21 protein-coding genes and 1 riboswitch are annotated in these 21,421 nt (G+C 72.4%); of the genes, 10 read left to right on the top strand and 11 right to left on the bottom strand.

Going from position 1 to position 21,421, the window contains the following annotated elements:
* The first annotated feature begins 85 nt into the window (after window positions 1-85).
* Window positions 86-1,072, top strand: coding sequence for an LLM class F420-dependent oxidoreductase (locus ACM26Y_RS05390; RefSeq protein ID WP_416062854.1), 987 nt, complete (start codon window positions 86-88; stop codon window positions 1,070-1,072).
* A 13-nt stretch (window positions 1,073-1,085) separates the two neighbouring features.
* On the opposite strand, the gene ACM26Y_RS05395 is transcribed toward ACM26Y_RS05390, so the two are convergent.
* From ACM26Y_RS05395 to ACM26Y_RS05405, 3 genes are all read right to left on the bottom strand, one after another.
* Complete coding sequence (locus ACM26Y_RS05395; RefSeq protein WP_416062855.1) at window positions 1,086-1,649, bottom strand: GNAT family N-acetyltransferase; 564 nt, start codon at window positions 1,647-1,649, stop codon at window positions 1,086-1,088.
* A gap of 2 nt (window positions 1,650-1,651) precedes the next feature.
* On the bottom strand, window positions 1,652-2,320 hold the full coding sequence (locus ACM26Y_RS05400; RefSeq protein ID WP_416062856.1) for a DUF3239 domain-containing protein: 669 nt from the start codon (window positions 2,318-2,320) through the stop codon (window positions 1,652-1,654).
* Window positions 2,321-2,425: 105 nt separating this feature from the next.
* Entirely contained in the window at window positions 2,426-2,734 is a 309-nt protein-coding gene (locus tag ACM26Y_RS05405) for a hypothetical protein (protein ID WP_416062857.1), read from the bottom strand.
* 334 nt (window positions 2,735-3,068) lie between these two features.
* Here ACM26Y_RS05405 and ACM26Y_RS05410 point away from each other — a divergent pair, with 334 nt between their 5' ends.
* From ACM26Y_RS05410 to ACM26Y_RS05425, 4 genes are all read left to right on the top strand, one after another.
* Complete coding sequence (locus ACM26Y_RS05410; protein ID WP_416062858.1) at window positions 3,069-3,479, top strand: hypothetical protein; 411 nt, start codon at window positions 3,069-3,071, stop codon at window positions 3,477-3,479.
* Between the two features lie 97 nt (window positions 3,480-3,576).
* A complete protein-coding gene (locus ACM26Y_RS05415) occupies window positions 3,577-4,983 on the top strand; it encodes a CitMHS family transporter (protein ID WP_003936426.1) in 1,407 nt (468 codons plus the stop codon).
* A 68-nt stretch (window positions 4,984-5,051) separates the two neighbouring features.
* Window positions 5,052-6,725, top strand: coding sequence for an ATP-binding protein (locus tag ACM26Y_RS05420; protein ID WP_416062859.1), 1,674 nt, complete (start codon window positions 5,052-5,054; stop codon window positions 6,723-6,725).
* Window positions 6,707-7,375, top strand: a complete 669-nt coding sequence (locus ACM26Y_RS05425) for a response regulator (protein ID WP_003936424.1) — start codon at window positions 6,707-6,709, stop codon at window positions 7,373-7,375. The genes ACM26Y_RS05420 and ACM26Y_RS05425 overlap by 19 nt, the downstream gene beginning before the upstream one ends.
* 5 nt (window positions 7,376-7,380) lie before the next feature.
* Here ACM26Y_RS05425 and ACM26Y_RS05430 read toward each other — a convergent pair whose 3' ends face one another.
* The gene (locus tag ACM26Y_RS05430; protein WP_003936423.1) at window positions 7,381-9,039 is read right to left on the bottom strand and encodes a DNA repair helicase XPB; all 1,659 of its coding nucleotides are present in this window, start codon (window positions 9,037-9,039) and stop codon (window positions 7,381-7,383) included.
* A gap of 76 nt (window positions 9,040-9,115) precedes the next feature.
* Window positions 9,116-11,398, bottom strand: a complete 2,283-nt coding sequence (locus ACM26Y_RS05435; RefSeq protein WP_416062860.1) for a helicase-associated domain-containing protein — start codon at window positions 11,396-11,398, stop codon at window positions 9,116-9,118.
* 60 nt (window positions 11,399-11,458) lie between these two features.
* On the opposite strand from ACM26Y_RS05435, the gene ACM26Y_RS05440 reads away from it, so the two are divergent.
* On the top strand, window positions 11,459-11,647 hold the full coding sequence (locus ACM26Y_RS05440) for a hypothetical protein (protein ID WP_003936421.1): 189 nt from the start codon (window positions 11,459-11,461) through the stop codon (window positions 11,645-11,647).
* Between the two features lie 64 nt (window positions 11,648-11,711).
* Here the strand turns inward: ACM26Y_RS05440 and ACM26Y_RS05445 are convergent, their stop codons facing one another.
* From ACM26Y_RS05445 to ACM26Y_RS05455, 3 genes are all read right to left on the bottom strand, one after another.
* A complete protein-coding gene (locus tag ACM26Y_RS05445) occupies window positions 11,712-12,296 on the bottom strand; it encodes a resuscitation-promoting factor Rpf1 domain-containing protein (RefSeq protein WP_003936420.1) in 585 nt (194 codons plus the stop codon).
* A gap of 9 nt (window positions 12,297-12,305) precedes the next feature.
* Window positions 12,306-12,531: riboswitch (cyclic di-AMP (ydaO/yuaA leader) on the bottom strand.
* Window positions 12,532-12,742: 211 nt separating this feature from the next.
* Complete coding sequence (locus ACM26Y_RS05450) at window positions 12,743-13,135, bottom strand: YccF domain-containing protein (protein WP_003936419.1); 393 nt, start codon at window positions 13,133-13,135, stop codon at window positions 12,743-12,745.
* Window positions 13,132-13,374 (bottom strand): hypothetical protein, encoded by a 243-nt coding sequence (locus ACM26Y_RS05455; RefSeq protein ID WP_010593973.1) that lies wholly within the window; start codon window positions 13,372-13,374, stop codon window positions 13,132-13,134. The genes ACM26Y_RS05450 and ACM26Y_RS05455 overlap by 4 nt, the downstream gene beginning before the upstream one ends.
* A 167-nt stretch (window positions 13,375-13,541) precedes the next feature.
* On the opposite strand from ACM26Y_RS05455, the gene ACM26Y_RS05460 reads away from it, so the two are divergent.
* Entirely contained in the window at window positions 13,542-13,952 is a 411-nt protein-coding gene (locus ACM26Y_RS05460) for a cold-shock protein (protein ID WP_193788702.1), read from the top strand.
* A gap of 108 nt (window positions 13,953-14,060) precedes the next feature.
* Here ACM26Y_RS05460 and ACM26Y_RS05465 read toward each other — a convergent pair whose 3' ends face one another.
* The 3 genes from ACM26Y_RS05465 to ACM26Y_RS05475 form a co-directional block, all read right to left on the bottom strand.
* On the bottom strand, window positions 14,061-14,528 hold the full coding sequence (locus ACM26Y_RS05465; protein ID WP_416062861.1) for a DUF2771 family protein: 468 nt from the start codon (window positions 14,526-14,528) through the stop codon (window positions 14,061-14,063).
* The gene (locus tag ACM26Y_RS05470; RefSeq protein WP_054371190.1) at window positions 14,525-16,207 is read right to left on the bottom strand and encodes an MFS transporter; all 1,683 of its coding nucleotides are present in this window, start codon (window positions 16,205-16,207) and stop codon (window positions 14,525-14,527) included. The genes ACM26Y_RS05465 and ACM26Y_RS05470 overlap by 4 nt, the downstream gene beginning before the upstream one ends.
* A gap of 61 nt (window positions 16,208-16,268) precedes the next feature.
* The gene (locus tag ACM26Y_RS05475; protein ID WP_416062862.1) at window positions 16,269-17,075 is read right to left on the bottom strand and encodes a glutaminyl-peptide cyclotransferase; all 807 of its coding nucleotides are present in this window, start codon (window positions 17,073-17,075) and stop codon (window positions 16,269-16,271) included.
* A 49-nt stretch (window positions 17,076-17,124) separates the two neighbouring features.
* On the opposite strand from ACM26Y_RS05475, the gene ACM26Y_RS05480 reads away from it, so the two are divergent.
* Genes ACM26Y_RS05480 through ACM26Y_RS05490 form a run of 3 tightly spaced genes read left to right on the top strand, consistent with a single transcriptional unit; the run spans window position 17,125 to window position 21,406 of the window.
* On the top strand, window positions 17,125-18,096 hold the full coding sequence (locus ACM26Y_RS05480) for a DUF3027 domain-containing protein (RefSeq protein WP_416062863.1): 972 nt from the start codon (window positions 17,125-17,127) through the stop codon (window positions 18,094-18,096).
* A gap of 2 nt (window positions 18,097-18,098) precedes the next feature.
* On the top strand, window positions 18,099-20,858 hold the full coding sequence (locus ACM26Y_RS05485) for a sacsin N-terminal ATP-binding-like domain-containing protein (RefSeq protein ID WP_416062864.1): 2,760 nt from the start codon (window positions 18,099-18,101) through the stop codon (window positions 20,856-20,858).
* Window positions 20,855-21,406, top strand: coding sequence for a phosphatase PAP2 family protein (locus ACM26Y_RS05490; RefSeq protein WP_040782219.1), 552 nt, complete (start codon window positions 20,855-20,857; stop codon window positions 21,404-21,406). The genes ACM26Y_RS05485 and ACM26Y_RS05490 overlap by 4 nt, the downstream gene beginning before the upstream one ends.
* The last annotated feature ends 15 nt before the right edge of the window (window positions 21,407-21,421 follow it).

Genomic DNA, 21,421 nt, shown 5'->3' on the forward strand with positions numbered 1-21,421 from the left:
CCGCGATACTGGGGATCGGCCGGTGGGCGGCGTCGCCGTCACCCGGCCGGCATGCAGGCCCCGACCTCGAAGACAGGAATCCCCCATGCGATTCGGAATGTTCGTCCCCCAGGGCTGGCGGCTCGACCTCGTCGGCATCGAACCCGCCGAGCAGTGGCGGGTGATGCGTGATCTCGCCCGGCGCGCCGACAGCGGACCGTGGGAGTCGATCTGGGTGTACGACCACTTCCACACCGTGCCGCTGCCCACCGACGAGGCCACCCATGAGGCATGGACGCTGGTGTCGGCGTTCGCCGCGGTCACCGAGAAGGTGCGGATCGGGCAGATGTGCACCGCCATGGGCTACCGCAACCCCGCCTACCTGGCGAAGGTCGCCGCGACCGCGGACATCGTCTCCGGCGGCCGCATCGAGATGGGCATCGGCGGCGGATGGTACGAGCACGAATGGCGCGCCTACGGATACGGCTTCCCGTCCGCGCCGGAACGGTTGCGCCGCCTCGACGAGGGTGTGCAGATCTTCCGTCAGGCCTGGACCACCGGCACGGCCACCCTGCACGGCAGGCACTACCAGGTGGACGGTGCCGTCGTGCGGCCGCTGCCGCTGCAGGAGGGCGGCATCCCGTTGTGGATCGCCGGTGGCGGGGAGAAGGTGACGCTGAAGATCGCCGCGAAGTACGCGCAGTACACCAACTTCGACGGCACCCCGGACGGTTTCGCGCACAAGTCGGAGATCCTGCGGGGACACTGTGCCGACGTGGGCACCGATTTCGACGCCATCGTGCGCTCGGCGAACTACAACGTCGCCATCGGCCGCACCGAGGCCGAGGTGCAGGAGCGTCTCGACACGCTGCGGGCCCGGCTCGAACCGTACGTCGGGCCGGAGAAGGCCGACGGTGCGCTCGACGCCTTCCGGGGTCTGCCCGCCGTGGGAACGCCCGAGCAGATCGTCGAGAACTTCACGGCGCTGAAGAAGCAGGGCATGACGTACGCGATCCTCTACTTCCCCGAGGCCGCCTACGACACCTCGGGCATCGAGCTGTTCGAGAAGGAGGTCCTGCCCGAACTGCTCTGACCGGCCCCGCCGATCACATCGGCCATCCGTCGGCCGGTACGCGTGGGTCGTCGGGCAACAGGCCCGCGACCCACGCGTCGTGCCGTACCCCGCGCTGCAATATTCCCCGCCGCTGTACGCCTTCGAAGCGGAAGCCGACGCGGCGGGCCACCGCCGCCGACGCGCGGTGCCCGGCCAGCGCCCGCCACTCGATGCGGTCCAGTTTCAGTCCGTCCGATCGGAAAGCGAAGTCGCACAGCAGGTTCACCGATTCCGTCGCGAGTCCGCGGCCGCGAGCGGCCGGGGCGATCCAGTACCCGATCTCCGCTGCCGATGCGTCCCGCTCGATCAGCCCGATCGTGCCCAGCAGCGGACCGTCGGCGGACGTCCGCACCGCCCATACCGGGCTGTGCGCCGCCCAGCCCGCAGGCACCACGTCGCCGACGAACCGTTGCGCGTCCGCCCGCGTGTAGGGGTCCGGGACCGTCGTCCACCTCGCGATCGACCGGTCCCGGCAGGCGGCCGTGATCGCATCGACGTCGCCCGGCCGGGGCACCGTGAGAACGACGGTGCTTCCGGTGAGGACGACGGGGCGCATGGTCAGCGCAGGTCGGCGGGCAGGTCTTTCGGGTCCAGCACGAGCCGGCGCTCCTCGCTGGCCGCGACCTCGTCCGAGCGGGACAGCTTGCCCTCGAGCACCTTCCACTCGGTCTCGTCGATCGCGGCGGCGGCCTCGCGCAGCACCGACGCGTCCCGGGTGCCCCACGCAATCGGCATCGGGCTGACCATCTGCCATACGCCGCTCGTGTTGCGGGTGGTGCGGTCCGACAGCACCGCGACGGACGGCACGCGCTCGCCGACCCGCACGCGATGTCCCGGTACGGCCGTGACGTCCCGGGCGACCAGGGCGTAGCGGTGGCCGCCGGTCTCCGGCTTGGCAATGTCGACGAGCGCGAGCAGCGTCATCCCCCGCGGCCGGAGTTCGGAGACCACAGCCGGAACCAGCGGGCTGTCCCGGTACAGGTCCTGGATCGCGCCCACCTTGCGCGGAGCCCATACCGCGACCCACGCGGCGGTGAGCGCGGCGACGACAACGACGGCCGCGACGACGAAGGACCACGCCCGGCCGATCAGGATCAGCCATACGGCGGCTGCGGCGAACAGCACCGCCAGCACGATCGCCGACACCCGCAGTCGCCGCACCTCGGCGACGGTCTGGTTCACGGCCTTGGCGTGGGGCAGGTCCACGGGAAAGTCGAAACGACGCACGAGGTCAGCTTATGCGACCGGCCTGCCACGGTGGAGCCCTGTCGGGGCTGTCTGTGGCGTGGTGTCGAGGGGCGTGGTGTCGAGGGGCGTGGTGTCGAGGGACGCTCACCGGGTGGCGGCCCGTACCGCCGCGACCAGCCATGCGACGAGCAGGACCAGCAGGGCGACCACGAGCAGGACCGGAGCCAGCAGCGCGACGAGGACGACGAGGAGGGCCAGCAGGATCTTGGTCCTGGTGCTCAGACCGGAGATCAGACCCTTGACGGCGGCCCACACGGGGTTCTTGCCGGTCAGGGCGGCCTTCGCGCCTTTCAGGACGGCTCTTCTGCTCGCATTGCCCTCGGTGACGGAATCGATGAGCCGGTCCGTCGAGCCGGGGACATCGCGCATCACCGCGTCCAGGCGCTTCCGCACCGCTCGGGTGAGTCGGCGAACGTGGGTCTTCAGCCACTCGACGGCGGCCGCCAAGGGCCGCCGCTTGCGCCGCGGAGCGTGGTCGGCGTGTCCTGTCGATCCCCGGCGTTCCGATACCGCGACCGGCGGACGCTCGGAGGACCGGGGGCGGGAGCCGGTGGACGTATGCGGCTTTTCCCGAGTCCGCGAGCGGGCCTGCCCCTCGGCGGTCTGCGTCCGTGGACGGGTCCGGCGTGTGGCGGTGTCCTGCCTCCGGCCGCGCCGTGGGGCATCCGTACGGGTTCCGGCGGCGCGTCCAGCTCGCCGATCCGGATCCGTCCGCCGTGGCGCAGTCGTGCTCGATTTCGCGGTGCTCGATTTCGCGGTGGCCGATTTCGCGGTGTCCGTCCGCCGTGGCGCAGTCGTGCCCGACCGCGTGGTGGTCGATTTCGCGGTGCCTGTCCGTGCGGTGGTCGACTTCGCGGTGGTCGAGCTCGCGGTGGTCGACCTCGCCGTCGTCGATTTCGCTGTGGCCGGTGCCGCGGTCGTCGATTTCGTGGCGGCCGTCCGTCTGCGGGGCGGTCGTTCCCTGCTGCCGGTCGTTCGGCCGGCGTTGCTGCGGGTGGTCCGTCCCTCTGCTGTGCCCCGTGCACCCATGCATACGGCTACCCCGGGAACGGCCGGCGAAACCCGCCGCGAGAGGTCGAGTCGACTCGAGCAGAATGCGCACAACGGGGCTATCGCACGCAACGGTGACCACTCGTAGTGGGCGGCCTCACACTTCGGTGTAGCAGGGATCACACCGGGCAGCGACCCGGTTCTCGAACCTCCTCCGCACCGTCCCAGACGAAAGCGAGCAGATCATGCTTGTCTTCCTCGGCTTCCTCATGGTCGCCGTCTTCATGTACCTGATCCTGTCCAAGAGGGCCACGCCCGTCGTCGGTCTCATCCTGGTCCCGGTCGCCTTCGGGCTGTTCGCCGGCGCCGGACTCGATCTCGGCGACATGATCATCGACGGCGTCACCGACCTGGCCCCGACCGCGGCGCTGCTGTTCTTCGCAATCATCTTCTTCGGGATCATGATCGACGTCGGCCTGTTCGACCCGCTGGTGCGGCTGATCCTGCGACTCGTGCGCGACGACCCGGCGCGGCTCGTCGTCGGCACGGCGGTGCTGGCGATGATCGTCTCCCTCGACGGCGACGGCTCGACCACGTTCATCATCACGACGTCGGCGATGTTGCCGCTGTACCTGAAGCTGCGGGTGAGCCCCGTGATCCTGACGGTCGTCGCGGGCCTGTCGAACGCGACGATGAACATCATCCCGTGGGGCGGGCCGACGGTCCGTGCCGCCAGCGCCCTGGGCCTGTCCCCGTCGGACGTGTTCGTGCCGATGATCCCCTCGCTGCTCGTGGGCCTCGTCGTCGTGCTCGGCTTCGCGCTGCACCTCGGCGTCATGGAACGCCGGCGTCTCGGCAAGCTGGTGTGGACCGCGGAACCGGTCCTGGCGGGTGTCGGCCGCGGCGGATCGACCGGCTCCGGCGGATCGGGCGGATCCCGAGCGACCGGGACCGGTCCGGGCGCCGACGCCGACGGCGGCGACGACGAGACCGGGAGATTCGCCGCCGCCCTCGATCCGAACCGCGCGACGCTGCGACCGAAGCTGCTGCCGTTCAACGCCCTGCTCACCGTCGCCCTGCTCGTCGTCCTCGGCCTCGACGTCCTGCCCATCCCCGTGCTGTTCATGATCGCCGCCGGTCTGGCGCTGGCGGTGAACTTCCCGCGCGTGGCCGACCAGTCCGAGGCGATCGTCCGGCACTCGTCGAGCATCGTGTCGGTGGTCGCCATGGTGTTCGCCGCGGCCGTGCTGACCGGGGTGTTCCAGGGCACCGGCATGGTGGAGTCGATGGCGCTGTGGCTGACCGGAGTGATCCCGGACGCGCTCGGACCGTTCCTCGCGGTGATCACGGGTGTGCTCAGCATTCCGTTCACGTTCTTCATGACCAACGACGCCTTCTACTTCGGGGTGCTGCCGGTGCTCGCCGAGACCGCCGCCCAGTACGGGATCGAACCGGTCGAGATGGCCCGCGCCTCGATCACCGGCCAGCCCGTACACATGCAGAGCCCGCTCGTGCCCGCGATCCTGCTGCTCGTCACCCTCGCCGGCGTGCAGCTCGCCGACCACCACCGCAAGGTGCTGTGGCGTGCGACGATCGTCTCGCTCACGATGCTGGTCGTGGGCGTCGCACTGGGTCAGATCCCGCTCGGCTGAGCCCGGCGGCGACGTACCGTCGCGGGAAACGGATCGATCGTGTCGGACCCGGAACCACCGGAGGCGTCGTGAGGCTGCGGACCCAGGTGCTGCTGTTGCAGTCCGCCGTCGTCGCGGCGGCCCTCGGGCTGGGATTCGCGGCGTTCGTCACCACCACCGAGCACCGCGTCACCGACGAGCACGGACAACGGGCCCTCGCCGTCGCCCGGACCGTGGCAGTCGATGCCACGGTCCGGGCCGAGGTGGCCCGGCTCGCCGCCGCCGACGACGGGGTCGTCGCACCCGGCAACCCGGAACTCGCCTCCGGTACCGTCCAGCAGGCTGCCGAGGCGGTCCGTGGCGCCACGGGCGCGCTGTTCGTGGTGGTCACGGACGAGCAGGGGCTGCGCCTGGCCCATCCCGACCCCGACCTGCTCGGACTGCGCGTCAGCACCGACCCGGACGAGGTCCTGGCCGGCCGGGAAGTGGTACGTAGCGAGCGCGGCACCCTGGGCGACTCCGTCCGCGCCAAGGTGCCGGTCGTCGCCCCCGGCTCGGACCGGGTCGTGGGCGAGGTCAGCGTCGGCATCGCCACCGACCGCATCCGGTCGGAACTACGCGAGGACGTCGCGCAGGCGTCTCTCGTCGCAGCCGGGGCCCTGGCCTGCGGTGCCGCGGGTTCGGCCCTGCTGGCCCGGCGGTGGAAGCGGCTGACCCTCGGCCTCGAACCCGAGCAGCTGGCCGAGCTGGTCCGCGAGCAGGAGGTCGTGCTCCACGGCATCGGGGAAGGGGTGATCGGTGCCGACACCGAAGGGACGGTCACCGTCGTCAATGCAGAGGCCCGCCGGCTGCTCGACCTACGGGGCGGGGCGGGGGACCGGCTCGAGGACGTCGGCCTGACCCCGCGCCTGCTCGACGTCGCGCGCAGCCCCCGCGACGAGCCGGTGGCGGCGGCCGTGGGTGACCGGATCGTCCTCGCCGTGGCGCGTCGCGTCCGGCGCGACGGGCGCGACCTGGGCACCGTGATGTCGGTGCGCGACCGGACCGACGTCGAGAAGCTCACCCGTGAGCTGGACGCCGTGCAGTCGCTGACCACCGCGCTGCGGGCCCAGCGCCACGAGACCGCCAATCGTCTGCATCTGCTCTACGGCCTGCTGCAGCAGGGACGCAGCGTGCAGGCCACCGAGTACCTCGAGCAGCTCCTCGGCGCCGGACCGGCGGGCCGGCCCCTCGAGGGGCTCGACGCCGTCGCCGATCCGTACCTGCACGCCTTTCTCACCGCCAAGGCTGCCCACGCGCGGGAGAGCGGGGTGGCGCTCGTTCTCGGTGAGAACACCTGGGTGCGGGGCACCGTCCGATGCCCCGTGGACGTCACGACCGTGCTGGGCAATCTGCTCGACAACGCGATCGAGGCGGCTCGCGAACACGGGCACGACCCCGCCGAGGTGGAGGTCGAACTCGTCGAGGCCGGCCGCGACCTGCACGTGGCCGTCGCGGACACCGGCGCGGGGATCGCGGCCGGACGGAGCGGGGAGATCTTCGGTGAGGGCGTCACCACCCACGCCGACGGTGCCGTCCCGGGTGGTCGCGGCATGGGCCTGGCCCTGGCGCGGCAGGTGGCCCGGCAGCACGGCGGCGATGTGACCCTCGCCGATCCCGGCGGGCGGCGCACCCCGGACAATCCCACGGGTGGCGCGGTGTTCGTCGCCACCCTGACCGACGTACTCGACGAAGGAGACACCGGATGGGCGGATCCGATCTGACGGTGCTCGTCGTCGACGACGACTTCCGGGTCGCGGAGTTGCACGCGAGCGTGGTGGCCGCGGTCGCCGGGTTCCGGGTGGCGGCGGTCGCCGGCACCCTCGCGGCCGCCCGCGCCGCGGTCCGCGAGACTGCGATCGATCTCGCGCTCGTGGACGTGTACCTGCCGGACGGTTCCGGCATCGGGCTGATCCGAGAACTCGACTGCGACGCATTCGTACTCGGTGCGGCGTCCGAGGGCGCGACGGTGCGGGCCGCGCTGGCCGCCGGCGCCTCGGGCTATCTGGTCAAGCCGTTTCCCAATACCGAACTGGCCCGCCGGTTGTCGGCGTACGCGCAGTACCGGCGTCTGGTAGCCGGAGCCGAACTCACCCAGGCCGAGATCGACTCGGCGCTCGCCGCGCTGCGGCCCGCGCCGTCGGGCACCGCCGACCGGGCGCCCCGTTCGGTGACCAAAGAACTTGTCCTGCAAGCACTCTCGTCGTCGGCGACGCCCATGTCGGCGGGGGAGGTGGCGGTGACGATCGGGGTGTCCCGCGCGACGGCTCAGCGTTATCTCGCCGCGCTCGTCACCAAGGGGCAGCTGCGGATGCAGCTGCGGTACGGCAGCACGGGACGCCCGGAACAGGAGTACCGCCTCCCGGCCGGCTGAACCAGTCAGCCGATGGTGGGCCCGAGCAGATCGTCGGCGTCGGTGATCCGGTACGCATAGCCCTGCTCGGCGAGGAACCGCTGCCGGTGCGCGGCGTACTCGGCGTCGAGGGTGTCGCGCGCGACGACCGAGTAGAAGTGCGCCTGCCCGCCGTCGTGTTTGGGACGCAGCAACCGGCCGAGACGCTGCGCCTCCTCCTGCCGCGAACCGAACGTGCCGGACACCTGCACCGCCACGGAGGCCTCGGGCAGGTCGATCGAGAAGTTCGCGACCTTGGACACGACGAGCACCTTCAGCTCACCGGCGCGGAAGCGGTCGAACAGCTCCTCGCGCTCCTTGTTCCGGGTCGAGCCCTTGATCACCGGGGCGTCCAGCGCCTCGCCCAGCTCGTCGAGCTGATCGAGATACGCGCCGATGATCAGGGTGGGGGAGTCGCGGTGCCGGTCGAGGATCGACTTCACCACCGCGATCTTCGTGTGCGCGGTCGAGCACAACTTGTACCGTTCCTCGGGCTCGGCGACCGCGTATGCCATCCGTTCCGCGTCGGTCAGGGTCACCCGCACCTCGACGCACTCCGCGGGCGCGATCCAGCCCTGCGCCTCGATGTCCTTCCACGGCGCGTCGTAGCGCTTGGGGCCGATCAGCGAGAACACGTCGCCCTCGCGGCCGTCCTCGCGCACGAGCGTCGCAGTGAGGCCGAGCCGGCGCCGGGACTGCAGATCGGCGGTCATCCGGAACACCGGTGCGGGCAGCAGATGCACCTCGTCGTAGATCATCAGCCCCCAGTCGCGGGAGTCGAACAGCTCGAGGTTGCGGTACTCGCCCTTCGACTTGCGGGTGATCACCTGGTAGGTGGCGATGGTGACCGGGCGGATCTCCTTCTTCTCCCCGGAGTACTCGCCGATCTCCTCCTCGGTGAGAGACGTGCGCGCGATCAGTTCGCGCTTCCACTGCCGTCCCGCCACGGTGTTGGTCACCAGGATCAAGGTGGTGGCACCGGCCTTGGCCATCGCGGCCGCACCCACCATCGTCTTGCCCGCGCCGCAGGGCAGCACGACCACACCGGAGCCGCCGGCCCAGAACGAGTCCGCGGCCATCTCCTGGTAGTCCCGCAGATGCCAGGGGTGGGACTCGAAGTCGAGGCTGATCGCGTGCGCCTCCCCGTCGACGTAGCCGGCGAGGTCCTCGGCGGGCCAGCCGACCTTGAGCAGCACCTGCTTGAGCCGGCCGCGCTCGCTCGGATGCACGATCACGGTGTCGTCGTCGATGCGGGCGCCGAGCATCGGGGCGATCTTCTTGTTGCGCATCACCTCCTCGAGCACTGCCCGGTCGAGGCTGACCAGGGTCAGACCGTGCGCGGGGTTCTTCACCAGCTGCAGCCGTCCGTAGCGGGCCATGGTGTCGACGATGTCGACGAGCAGCGGCTGCGGGACGGCGAACCGGGAGTGGGTGACGAGCGCGTCGACGACCTGCTCGGCGTCGTGCCCCGCGGCCCGGGCGTTCCACAACGCCAGGGGGGTGACGCGGTAGGTGTGCACGTGCTCGGGGGCGCGTTCGAGTTCGGCGAACGGAGCGATCGCCTGTCGGGCCTCGTTGGCGAGCGCATGGTCGACTTCGAGGAGCAGGGTCTTGTCGGACTGGACGATCAACGGTCCGTCGGGCACGGACGCCTCCTAGCACGGGAACAGAGAACAACCTCTCCATTCTCCAGGCGGGACGGCCGGGCCGCCACCGCCGCCGTCAGTCGACGAGGGCGACCGTGGTGATGCGGTGCAGCACGAAACTGCGGACCGTGCCCGCGGCCGGGTCGAACGCCTCGAGCTGTCCGCCGCCGACGGCGACCGGATCGACGATGCGATGAGTGGCGACACCCTGCGCGTCGACGTAGCCGATCCGGACGCTGCGCTTGTCGCGCGCGGCGAGCTGCAGCAGTGCCATCGTCGCGGCACCGCCGGTGCGGGAGCCGTCACCACGGACCGTGGTCCCACGCGGGGCGGCCGCGGCCCGGTCCCCGGCGCGCAGCGTGCGGATCAGGTTGTCGAGCTGCTCCCCGGTCGGTGGGGTCGGGCCGGCGTAACGGGGCCGTGCCCGCGGCACCGACACCCGTGCGCCTCGCGGCCGCAGATCGAGCACCGCACCGGTTGCGTCCTCGCCCGCCGGCGCAAATCCCGCACCGCGCAGCTCGGCGAGCACCTCCGCCAGCGGCGCCTGCGAGATCGCGACCGTCGGCGCGACGGCACGCAGGGCGAGGTGGACGGCGACGGGGTGCCGGAGTACCTCGGCCAGCAGCGCGGGGTCGTCGGAGCGGACGAACGAGGCGGCGACCCCGGCGCGGAGCCGGCCGTGACGGCGGGCGACGTCGTCGATCAGGTAGGTCAGCGCCTGGGGGACCGGCGTTCGCGAATGCGTGGCGAACAGGGCGTGCAGGTCGGCGGCGCCGGTGCCGGCATCCAGGGCGCGGCGCACGCCGGCCTCGGTCACCCGGTACACGGTCGCGGCGCCCGCCGACTCGACGTCGGCGACCAGAGCGATGCGGTCCGCGAGTTCGGGTACCAGCGGACCGGGCGCGACCACCGTCAGGTCGGCCTGGACGAGCACGTAGTCGACCGGCTCGGGCAGGACCGCGGCCATCTCGGCGTCGGGGTCGCCGCCGTGCAGCAGCGCCTTACCGGGGGAGGCGAGAGCACCGTGCGCGACGACGGCCAATGCCGTCGCTTCGCGCAGCGTCTCGGCCACCGTGTCACCGCCGAGCCGGGCCGCCCACCGCGGCCGCCGCCAGGCCAGCACGGCTCGTGCCACCTCCGCGTCGGGCGCCGACCCGGGTACCTCGGCGAGCAGCTCGAGCAGCAGACGTCGCTCTCGGGGTGCGGCGGTGGACCGGACCTCGTCGGAGAGTGCGGCGATCGGCTTGTCCGTCGCGTCGCGGCGCCCGACGAGCCACATGCGGCGCGGCGCGTCGAGCCACGCGCCGGCGAGCACGGCCCAGCGCTGCGCGGGGGGTGCGTTCGACCAGCCGTCGGCGGCGGTGGTCGGCGCCCAGTAGTCGTCGACGTCCGTGGTCGGCGCCGGCTGCGGCATGCCCCGCGCGATCAGGCCGGCGGCGGCGAGCACCTCGACGAGCAGCGCGGCGAGCTGCTCGTCCACGTCGACCGTCTTGGCGAGGCGACGCAGTTCCCGCACCCCGAGACCCCCGGACTTGAGAGCGGGAGCGGGGAGGGCTCCGAGCGCGTCGATCAGGTTCTCGCAGTGCCGCAGCAGCTCGAGGGCGGCACCCGCCGCGGTGGCGTTGACGTCGGCGACGACGTGCGTCGCGGGCAGCGGCCGGGGCGGGGTGAGGGTGGCGGGGTCGAACGGCGCCTCCTCGCGCAGCGCCTGACCGACGCGGTGCGGCAGCTCGACGGTCTCGTCGTCGAGCCGGATCAGCAGCCCGGCCGCGATCAGGCGCTGCACGGGCCGGTCGGCGGGGGTGCCGGGGGCGGCGTCGCGGGTCCGCCCGACGGGGGAGGTGCGCGCCAGCGTGTCGAGCAGGCTGCGCCGGGCCGGGTCGAGGCCGGCGAGGACGGTACCGAGTTCGTCGGGCAGCTGGTCGGGGTCGGGGCCGCGGCCGAGGCGCCACGGCACCGTCGCGGCGGCGGCCTCGACGACCCGCAGCCCGTCGGCCGGGCCCCACACGAAGGAGAGCCGGCGCAGGGCCTCGAGGGAACGGTCGACGTTCTTGGCGGTGACACGACCGGAGAGGGAGTCGAGCAGAGCGCGTCGCGTGACGGGCTCCCGGTCGGCCCCCAGCCGGGTCAGGGCCTCGACCACCCCGAAGTCGAGGACGGAGAGCTCGTCGGCGGCGCGGAACACCGAAGCACGCTGCTGTGCGCGGCCGGCCAGGACGGTCATCGTGGCGGGTGGCGGGACCACCAGGTCGGGGCGGGCGCGCAGCAACTCGCCGAGGTCGGCGTCGCGGCGGTCGGCGAGCCAGCGGGCGAGTGACTCCGGGCCGGTCTCCGGCGCGGCGGGGTCGGTGGCGGTCATCGACACCAAGATTAGAGACCTGAAGTGGCTGTCCGTGAACCTGCCTGCCAAAATGAGCGCATGGCTGACAATTCGAAGAAGCAGTACGTCGATCCGGGGTGGCCCAAGGTGGCGGACGGGGACCATGCCGTCACCGAGTTGTCCTCGACTCGTTCCGGCCCGCTGTCCCCGTACGGTGAGGAGATGGAGTTCCCGCTGCCCGTCGACGCCCTCCCGTACACCCATCCCCGCACCGTCATCAACCGCTGATCCGGATTGCGAAAGAGCCCCGCACCTGCAGGTGCGGGGCTCTTTCGTGCGGCTGTGCCGGGTGTCAGCTCGGCAGGGCGGCGTTGACCGCGTCGACGAGGTTCTGGTCGACGGCGATGCCGGCCTGGCGCAGGGCGTCGAGACCCTGTTCGAAACCGGCCCGCAGGCCCTGGGCCTCGGCGGGCAGCGCAGGCACCTCGGGTGCCTCGGGGGCGGCCTCGACGACCGGGGTGTTCTGGACGGTGCCGGCGCTCGTGGACGGCGCGCTGCGCTGCGTCGGCGCACTGCTCAGGCCGAGGCTCGAGGAGCAGGACGGCCATGCGCCCCAGCCCTGGCCGGCCAGCACTCGCTCGGCGACGACGATCTGCTCTTCACGGCTGGCCTGGTTGGCGGTCGCGGCGTACTCGCCGCCGCCGTAGGCGTTCCACGTGCTGGGGGAGAACTGCAGGCCACCCTGGTAGCCGTTGCCGGTGTTGATGCCCCAGTTGCCGCCGGACTCGCACTGCGCGAGGCGATCCCAGTCGGAGTCGGGAGCGGCGTTGGCGGTGCCGCTGAAGGCGACGCCCGTGACGCCGAGAACGGCGCTGGTCAGCGCGAACTTGGCGACGGTGCGGCCGGTGTTGGTGGGTTTGCGATGGCGTCCGCTCATGTCGGCTCCGGTTCCTCTCCGTACGCGCCTGCGAGGTCAGCTGTCGGGTTCGGGCTGAAGAGGTAGCCCGGCCTCCTCGCCGGTGGGCGATTCGGCTTCACCCCGAGGACCGTCGCCGTGGCGACGATCCGGGTGCCTCCTGGGAATCGGTGTTCCCTGGGAGACCGTGTGGGTCCCCCGCTTCCTGCTCCCGTGGATCGTTCGTCGGGACACCGGGATTCCGCGGAGCAGGATTTGGCGCGACGGACCCGGGGTGGCCGAACCAACCGGCCGGACACGACGGTAACGGCTCGGGACGGTGATTGTCACCAATTGATAACGCCGGGCGTCGCACGCACGATGCAGAGGTGGCCGGTGTGGCGCGATGAAGTCGCAGGTAGGGCCGAAAGTCCATCGCCGGTTCCGGTCTGCGACCTCCCCGTTATTCCCGCGTTATGTGAGGAACGTCACACGTAACCCGGCCGGTTGTCCACCGGGACGATGTCCTTCCCGAGCGGCATCAGCGAGATCGGCACCATCTTCAGATTCGCGAGCGCCAGCGGGATGCCGATGATCGTGATCGCCATCGCGATCGCCGTCACGACGTGCCCCAGGGCGAGCCAGATGCCGGCGACGACCACCCAGATCACGTTGCCGATCAGCGAACCCGCCCCCGCTGTGGGCTTGTCCACCACCGTCTTGCCGAACGGCCACAGCGCGTACACGCCGATGCGGAACGCCGCGATGCCGAACGGGATGGTGATGATCAGCACGAAGCAGATCAGGCCCGCCACGAAGTACCCCAGCGCCAGCCACAGGCCGCCGAAGACCAGCCAGATGATGTTGAGCAGAATCCTCACGTGCGGTCCCTTCCGCGGGCGCGCCGGCCGGAGCGCAGCGCGAAGGTCAAGGCCAGCACGAAACCGAGCGGCCAGGCGAGAGTCAGCAGATACAGGACCAGGCCCGGCCGGCCGTCGGTGACGACGGGGGTCAGGAAGATCGCCACGACGGCGACGACCCCGACCGCGAAGCAGGCCAGCGCGGCCTTGAGCAGGCCGTTGCCCGGTACGGAAGAACTGGAGGTACCCACGCGTTCCACCGTAGTGCTTCCGCGGCCCGGCGCGCCTTCGCCGGACTTTCGGAAGCGGACTCCGCCACGGGTACACTGACGCATGTCTGCGCGTCCCGCACTCGAAGCGGGGCGCGTTGTTTTGCATATCCACTCGTGCCCTGCGGGGCACGGCTGTCGAGGAGCGGGTGAACGCAGTGCCTACCGGCAAGGTGAAGTGGTACGACGTGGAGAAGGGCTTCGGCTTCCTGTCCCAGGAGGAGGGCGAGGACGTCTACGTACGCGCGTCCGCGCTCCCGGCCGGGGTCGAGGGCCTCAAGCCGGGGCAGCGGGTCGAGTTCGGCATGGCCGCGGGCCGCCGCGGGCCGCAGGCCCTCAGTCTGAAACTGCTCGAGCCGTTGCCGTCGGTCCGTCAGGGTGGCCGGCGCGAGGCGGCCCCCCAGAAGCGGCACACCCCCGACGAACTGCACGGCATGGTCGAGGACATGATCAAGCTCCTCGAGGCCACCGTGCAGCCGGAGCTGCGCAGGGGCCGTCATCCCGAGCGCAAGACCGCCCAGCGGATCTCCGAGGTCATGCGCGCCGTCGCGCGCGAACTCGACGCCTGACGCCTGAGCGAGAGGGGCCTTCCGGTGCAGCACCGGAAGGCCCCTCTCGCGTGCGCTGTGGCTCGGAACGCGTGCGCGTTGTGGCTCGGAACGCGTGCGCGTTGTGGCTCAGAACGTCTGGATGGCCCAGACCGGCGCCTGCTCCCCGGTCGCGGGCAGCTGCAGCACCACGTTCAGCAACTGCGCTCCGGGATCGGACGGCACCGTCACGGCACGGGCCTGACCGGGCGTGTAGTCACGGAACCCCTCGAAGATCTCACCGGTGCGCGGATCGCCGTAGGTGACGTTGAGCCGCCAGTCGGACTCCGCGATCTCCGACGGCAGCGACAACTGCAGCGGCATGCCGGCCGGGACCTCGAGCATCACCGCCTCCAGGCCGGCGCACGTGCCGTCGGCGCTGCACAGGCCGGGATCGACCGTGACCGTACGGCCCTGCGCATACGCCGTCACCGTGGGCAGGCTCGGCGGTGCCGACCGGACGAGGGAGACCACGACCGCGGTGAGCCCGCCGATCGCGATCAGCGCCACGACCACCAGGATCGCGATCGTCTTCTTCGTCCGGGGGTGCAGTCTCATCGGGTTCCGTTTCTCGTCGTACGTCCGCCTGGCCGCGGGATGCGACCGGTGGTCTCCTGGGTGGCGTGTTCCGGGCGTTTGCCTCCGAAGCCCGGAACGACGGTGCCTCCACGGTAGGTGAGGATCGTCTGCGTCAGCCCGAGGGCCAGCACGACCGTGATCACGGTGAACCCGAGCCAGTACTCGGTGGGCAGCAGCACCCCCAGCGCCCCACCGAACACCCAGCTCAGTTGCAGCACCGTCTCCGAACGACCGAACCCGGACGCGATGGACTCCTCCGGGAGGTCCTGCTGCAGGGACGCATCCAGCGACACCTTCGCCAGGGCGCTCGCGCAGGCCCCCACCAGCGCCACCAGCGCCGCGGTGAACAGGCTGCCCGTCGCGGCGGCCAGCGCCGCGACCACCGTCACGGCCGCGGTGCAGCGCACCACGATCAAGGCCGGCCGGCCCAGGGTGAGTCGCGCGCCGGTCGCGTTGCCGGTGAAGTTGCCGACGGCGGCGGCGGCGCCGACCAGGCCCAGCATCGCGGCCTGGACCAAGGGCTCGTGCTCGGTCCTCGACTTGGCGACGAAGGCGATGAACAAGGTCAGGAAACCGGTGAGCACCCGGATCGTGCCGTTACCCCACAGTCCGGTGAGCACGGCCCGTCCCAGCGGCTGGCGACGGCCCTTCCCGCCGCCGGTGGCGCGCCCGGGTGCCGCGACCACTTCGGTGCGGGCCTCGGCACCGTGATACGACAGCGTGGCCGGCACCTCACCCTCGGTGACCTCCACCCACGAGGGGATCCGCATGCTCAGGTACGCGCCGAACGCGGTGATGGCGGCACACAGCCACAGGGCCCCGGACGAGCCGAACAACCAGGCCGCGGCGGCGGCGACCGCCCCGGCGCCCATCGTGCCGCCCACCAGGCCGAAGACCGTCAGCCGCGAGTTCACCCGGACGAGATCGATCTCGGGTGGCAGCACCCGCGGTGTCACCGCCGACTTGAGCACGGCGAACGATTTGGACAGCACCATCATCGCGAGGGCGGCGGGGTACAGGCCCCAGCTGTCGAAGTTGAACACCAGCACCACCGCGAGCACGGTGCGGGCTGCGAACGAGGTCGCCAGCGCCAGCCGACGACCGTGCTGCAACCGGTCGAGCAGCGGGCCGATCAGCGGGGCGATCACCGCGAAGGGGGCGATCGTGATGAGCAGATACAGGGCGACCTTGGTCTTGTCCTCACCCGTCGCCGCGGAGAAGAACAGGGTGTTCGCCAGGGCCACGGCGACCGCGGCGTCGCTGGCGAAGTTCGCCATCGTCGCGTAGGTCAGGGCCGTCAGGCCCGAGCGGTCCGCGCCGTCCGCCGTGGCGGCCCGGCGGAACGTCGCGATGCCCTTGCTCGTCAGCTCCCGGCTGCGTAGCGCCGCGACGCGCGTGACCGTGAGCTTGCGCGGCATCCGCGGGGCCCGTGGGGCGTCGGCCCGCTCGCCGCGGGACGTGTCGTCGCCCCGGTGCCGGCGGGCGTCCTCGACCGGGTGCAGCGGTGGCAGGGGAGTGCGCCGCGCGGACGTGCGCCGCGGCGGCGGATAGTTGCCGTTGCCGGGGTGCGGGGCCCGGGCCGACGGGCGGGGGCGACCGCCGACGTCGGCACGACGGTCCGCGTCGTCGTGCGCGCGTTCCTCGTCCGAATCGGTCACGGCACAATTCTGTCGCACCGGGCGGATCGGCGTTCGTCGACGTACCCCACCGGTGCCGCGGTCACGGCACGAACCGCACCTCGAACATCGACGGCCAGTACTTGCCGGTGACGAGGAAGCGATCGGTACCGGGCAGGTGGGCGATTCCGTTGAGCACGTCGATGCGCTCGCGCCGGCCTTCGGTCAGGTGTTCGCGCAGTGCTCCGGCGTCCACCACGGCGGTCACCCGGCCCTCGTCCGGGTCGATGCGCAGGATCTCGTCGGTCTTCCACACGTTCGCGTACACCGCACCGTCGTCGGTGCACTCGAGTTCGTTGAGCCGGGTGGCGGCGCTGCCCTCACGCAGTACCGTGACCCGGCCCGTCTCGGCGAAGGTCCCGGGGTGCCGGAACGTCAGTTCCGCCGTGCCGTCGCTCATCACCAGCCGGTCGTTCTGTGCACACAGTCCCCAGCCCTCCCCGTCGTAGCCGGCGCGGCCGCGTTCGGCCAGGGTGTCCCGGTCCCGAGCGATCGCGACCCCGTCCTGCCACGTCAGCTGCCACACGGTGGCGCCGGCGACCGTGATGCCTTCGCCGAACATGTCGTCCGGCACGGGGACCCGGACCCGTTCGGCGCCGGTGGCCAGCGACCGCGCCGCGATCCACGATCGGCCGGACAGGCCGGTGCCCTCGAGCAGTTCGTCGCCGGACACCTCGAGACCCTGAGTGAACGCGGCAGGATCGTGCGGGTACACGGCCACGACTTCGGTGCGCAGCCGCTCGACCGGCGGCCCGGGATCCGCCGGGGCGGAGCCGCACGCGGCGGCCGCCACACCGGCCACGACCGCGGCCGCGACCGCGGCTGCGACGGAGAGCGGACGTCGGCGCATGCCCACATGATGGCAGCCGAGGCTCGCGGCGACGGTTCCGTGCGGCAGAATGGGCTCCGTGAGTGGTGTGCCTTCCTCAGTTGCTTCCGGCTCCGCGTCCGCCTCTACCGAACAGCTCGTCCAGCCTCGGCTGGCCGACGCCGTCGACGTCGCGCGGGCCGCGCTGCTGGACGCCGGTGAGACCGGCGTCGGCGCGTACCTGGGCGTCGCCGCCGAGGACGACTGCGCCGCCACCCACCGGTTCGCCGCGGACCTGCCCGGGTACCGGGGCTGGCAGTGGGCGGTCGTCGTCGCCGCCGCGCCCGGCTCGGATCGGGTGACGGTGAGCGAACTGGCGTTGCTGCCCGGACCGGACGCCCTCGTCGCGCCCCGGTGGGTGCCGTGGAACGAGCGGATCCGGCCCGGTGACCTCGGCCCCGGCGATCTGCTCGCCCCGCCGGCCGGGGATCCGCGCCTCGTGCCGGGCTATGTCGCCACCGGCGATCCCGAGATCGACGAGACGGCCGGCGAGATCGGCCTCGGCCGCAAACAGGTCATGAGCCTCGAGGGACGTCTCGAGGCGGCCCAGCGCTGGCACGACGGCGACTACGGTCCGGAGTCGGAGATGGCCAAGGCGGCGCCCTCGACGTGCCGGCTGTGCGGGTTCTACCTTCCCCTCGCGGGTTCCCTGCGCGCGGCGTTCGGGGTGTGCGGCAACGAGTTCGCTGCCGACGGCCACGTGGTGCATTCGGGGTACGGGTGTGGAGCCCATTCGGACACCACCCTGCCGACCGGCGCCGGGTCCCCGGTCCACGAGCCCTACGACGACTCCGCTGTCGAGGTCGTCGCCCTGCCGCCCGCCGGCGAAGGTGCGCAGGCACAGGCCCGGCCCGGCGCGGACGACCGTGACGGCGTCCCCGTGGTGGTCGACCGCGAGGCCGCGGCGGAGAACGAGACTGCCGGCACCGGGACCGCGGAGAACACCGGGACCGCGGAGTCCACCGGGACCGCCGCGGTCGAGCCGCCGGAACAGACCGACTGACGATGCCGCGCCCCGACCCCTTCGGGACAGCGGCGCTGCGCGAGGGCATCCTGCTGGCCTGGGCGTCGTCCCCGACCCGGCTGCGGGAGGACGCCGCCACCGAGGCCGACCTCGTCCGGGCCGGCTACCGGAACCGGGTGCTGACCGAACTCGCGCAGAATGCGGCCGACGCCGCTGCGCGCGCGGGCGTGCCGGGGGCGCTGTGCCTGTGGCGGGACGGCGACGACCTGCACGTCGCGAACACCGGCGCGGTGCTCGACGAGACCGGCGTGCAGGCGTTGACGGCACTGCGCGCCTCGAGCAAGACGAGCGGGGTCGGCCGGTTCGGGGTCGGGTTCACCGCCGTCGCCGCGGTCAGCGCGGACATCGAGATCCGTTCGCGTTCCGGCTCGATCCACTTCTCCGCCGAACGCACCCGGGACGCGCTCGCCGACCGCGACCTGCCCGTCCCGGAGTCCGGCGTTCCGGTGCTGCGTCTCGCCTGGCCGGTGCCCTCGCCGCCCGCACCGGGCTGGGACACCGAGGTGGTGCTGCGGCTGCGTGCCGGCATCGACGCCGACGCGCTGCTCGGCGGGTTCGCCACGGAGGCCGTCGACCTGCTCCTCGAGCTGCCCGCCCTGACCACCGTCACGGTCGGCGATCGCGCGCTCACCCGCACCTGCACCGACACCGAGTCCGGACTGCGCGTCGTTGCCGTGGGGGAGCGGACCTGGTGGGAGTACGCGGGCCCGCACGCCCGCTGGATCGTTCCGGTCGTGGACGGGGTGCCGGTACCGGTGTCACAGGACGTGCTGCGTGCTCCCACCCGCTCGGACGAGGAACTCTCGCTGCCCGCGCTGGTGATCGCCGACGTGCCCATGCAACCCGACCGGCGCCGCCTGCTCCCCGGCGCCCCCGTGGCCGGACTCGCCCGCGGGTACGCCGACTTCGTCGCGGCCCTGCCCCCGCGGCAGCGGCCGTCGATGGTTCCGGTTCCCGGTTTCGCGCGCAGCGAGGTCGACGCGCTGCTGCGGGAGGCCGTGCTGCAGGAGCTGCGCGCGCATCCGTGGCTGCCCCCGGCCGACGGTGGCGACGATCTGCTCCCGGACCGCGCCGCTGCGCTGACCGGTCTGACCGACGAACTCGCCGGTGTTCTCGCCGACGTCGTGCCCGGCCTGATCCGGCCCGATCTGTGCGGACCGCGGCACGCGGCGGCGCTCGGTGCCGTCGACGTGCACCGGCTCGGGCCGGCGCGGATCGCCGAGCTGCTCGCCGGTGTCGAGCGTGAGCCCGCGTGGTGGCACCGGCTGTACGAGGCGCTCACCCCGTTGGTCGTCGACGCGGTGGTCGCCGAGGAACTCGCCGCGATCCCGGTTCCGCTGTCGGACGGGCGCACCGTGACCGGGCCGAGGACCGTCGTGCTGGGCACGGACGTCGGGCCGCTGCGGCTGCCGTGGATGCGTCTCGTGCATCCGGACGCTGCGCACCCGCTGCTCACCCGGCTCGGCGCCGGCACGGTCACGGCGGCGGATCTGCTCGCGGATCCGGCGCTGCTCGCGGCGGTCGAGGACGTCGACGCCGCAGACTCCGAGGCGACGGCGGAACTGGCGGAGGTAGTGCTCCGGCTGGCCGCGCAGGTACCGGCCGGGGCGGTGCCCCGGGAGCTCGGAGCGCTGCTGCTGCCCGACGTCGACGGTGAACTCGTGCCCGCGGACGAACTGTTGCTGCCGGAGGCGCCCCTCGCCGAGGTGCTGTTGGCGGACGCGCCGTTCGCCACCCTCGATCCGCAGGTGGCCGAACGGTACGACGTCGACGCGCTGCGGGCGGTCGGCGTGGGATGGGGCTTCACCGTGCTGCGCGCCGAACTGCCCACCGGTCCCGATCACGACCTGCCCGACGAGGAACAGTGGTGGGAAACCCTCGACGGGGACCCCGAACTGCTCGTGGCCGTGCGCGATCTCGACCTGGTCGACGATGCGTGCTGGGACCGGGCCCTGTCGCTCCTCGTCGCCGATCCCGGCACTGCCGCGGGCCTCGACGACCGTCGCGGCTACACCGCCTGGTGGCTGCGTACCTTCGCGACGCTGGACGGCCGGACCCTCGGGCATCTGCGTGCCCCCGACGACGACGCGTTCGCCGGGCTGCTCGACCCCTGCCCGCACCCGGAGGCGGACCGTCTGCGGTCGTGTCTGGCCGCGACGGACGTCGAGAGCACCGAGACCGCCGCGCTGCTCCTCGACCTCCTCGCCGATCCCCGCCGCACCCCCGCCCCGGCCGTCACCGCCCACGCCCACGCCGCCCTGACCGCGGCGAGCGCCACCGGCGTACTCGACCTCGACGACCTGCACCTGCCCGACGCCGTCCGCAGTCTCGCCGGGACGACCGTCGATGCCGCGCACGCACTGGTCCTGGACCGGCCGTGGCTTGCCGCCGTGATTCCCGCCGACCGGCTCGTGCTCGGGACCCTGCCCACCGCGCCGGTCCTCGCCGACCTCCTCGACGTGCCCCTCGCCTCGGCCGAGGTGTCCGGCCACGTCACGGGCCCGGGTCGCGCGACCGAATGGCGGAACGAGCCGGCCGCGGTGCTCGCGGCGGCCGCCGCGGGGCGGACGCTGCCGCGCGGACCGCTCGTCGTGCACGAGCGGCTGACCGTGCGCTGCTCGGGCGCGGTCACCGGCGAGCACGAGGTCGCGTGGTGGGTGGACGGCAGCGGCACGACGCACTGCACCGCGCCGGGACTGGCCGCCGCCGTCGCGGCGCTCTCGCCGGTGGAGGCGCGATGAGTATCGACACGACGACCCTCGAGGGTGTGGTGGAGCTGCGCGAGCCCACGCTGACCGCCCTCGTCACCGCCGTCACCCACTCGGGAGGCATGACCGCGATCGCCGTCGTCACGGCGGCGCTGACGGTGCTGATGCTGCGCGCAGGCCGCCGCGACGATGCGCTGCTGCTGTCCGCGACGATCCTGACGGGCTGGCCGTTGATGAGCCTGCTCAAACTGCAGTTCGGCCGCGAACGTCCCCCGCAGCCCGAACGCCTGATCGACCTGACCACCCACTCGTTCCCGTCCGGGCACGCCATGATGACCGCGATGCTGGCGACGGTGCTCGCCGCCGTGATCGCCCGCCGGTCGCCGCCCCGCAGCCATCGGGCGCTCGTGGCGTACTGCGCTCTCGGCGCCTACACGCTCGCGGTCGGACTCTCGCGGGTCTACCTCGCGGCGCACTGGCTGACCGACGTCGTCGCCGGGTGGGTGCTGGGGTCGCTGTGGGCGTTGCTGTGGGTGGGGTTGATCACGCGGGTGCGGGCCCGGCTGTCACCCCGGCCGTGACACCGGGCGGCACGG

The organism is Rhodococcus indonesiensis, assembly GCF_047782815.1.
In the GTDB taxonomy this organism is placed as follows: domain Bacteria; phylum Actinomycetota; class Actinomycetes; order Mycobacteriales; family Mycobacteriaceae; genus Rhodococcus; species Rhodococcus indonesiensis.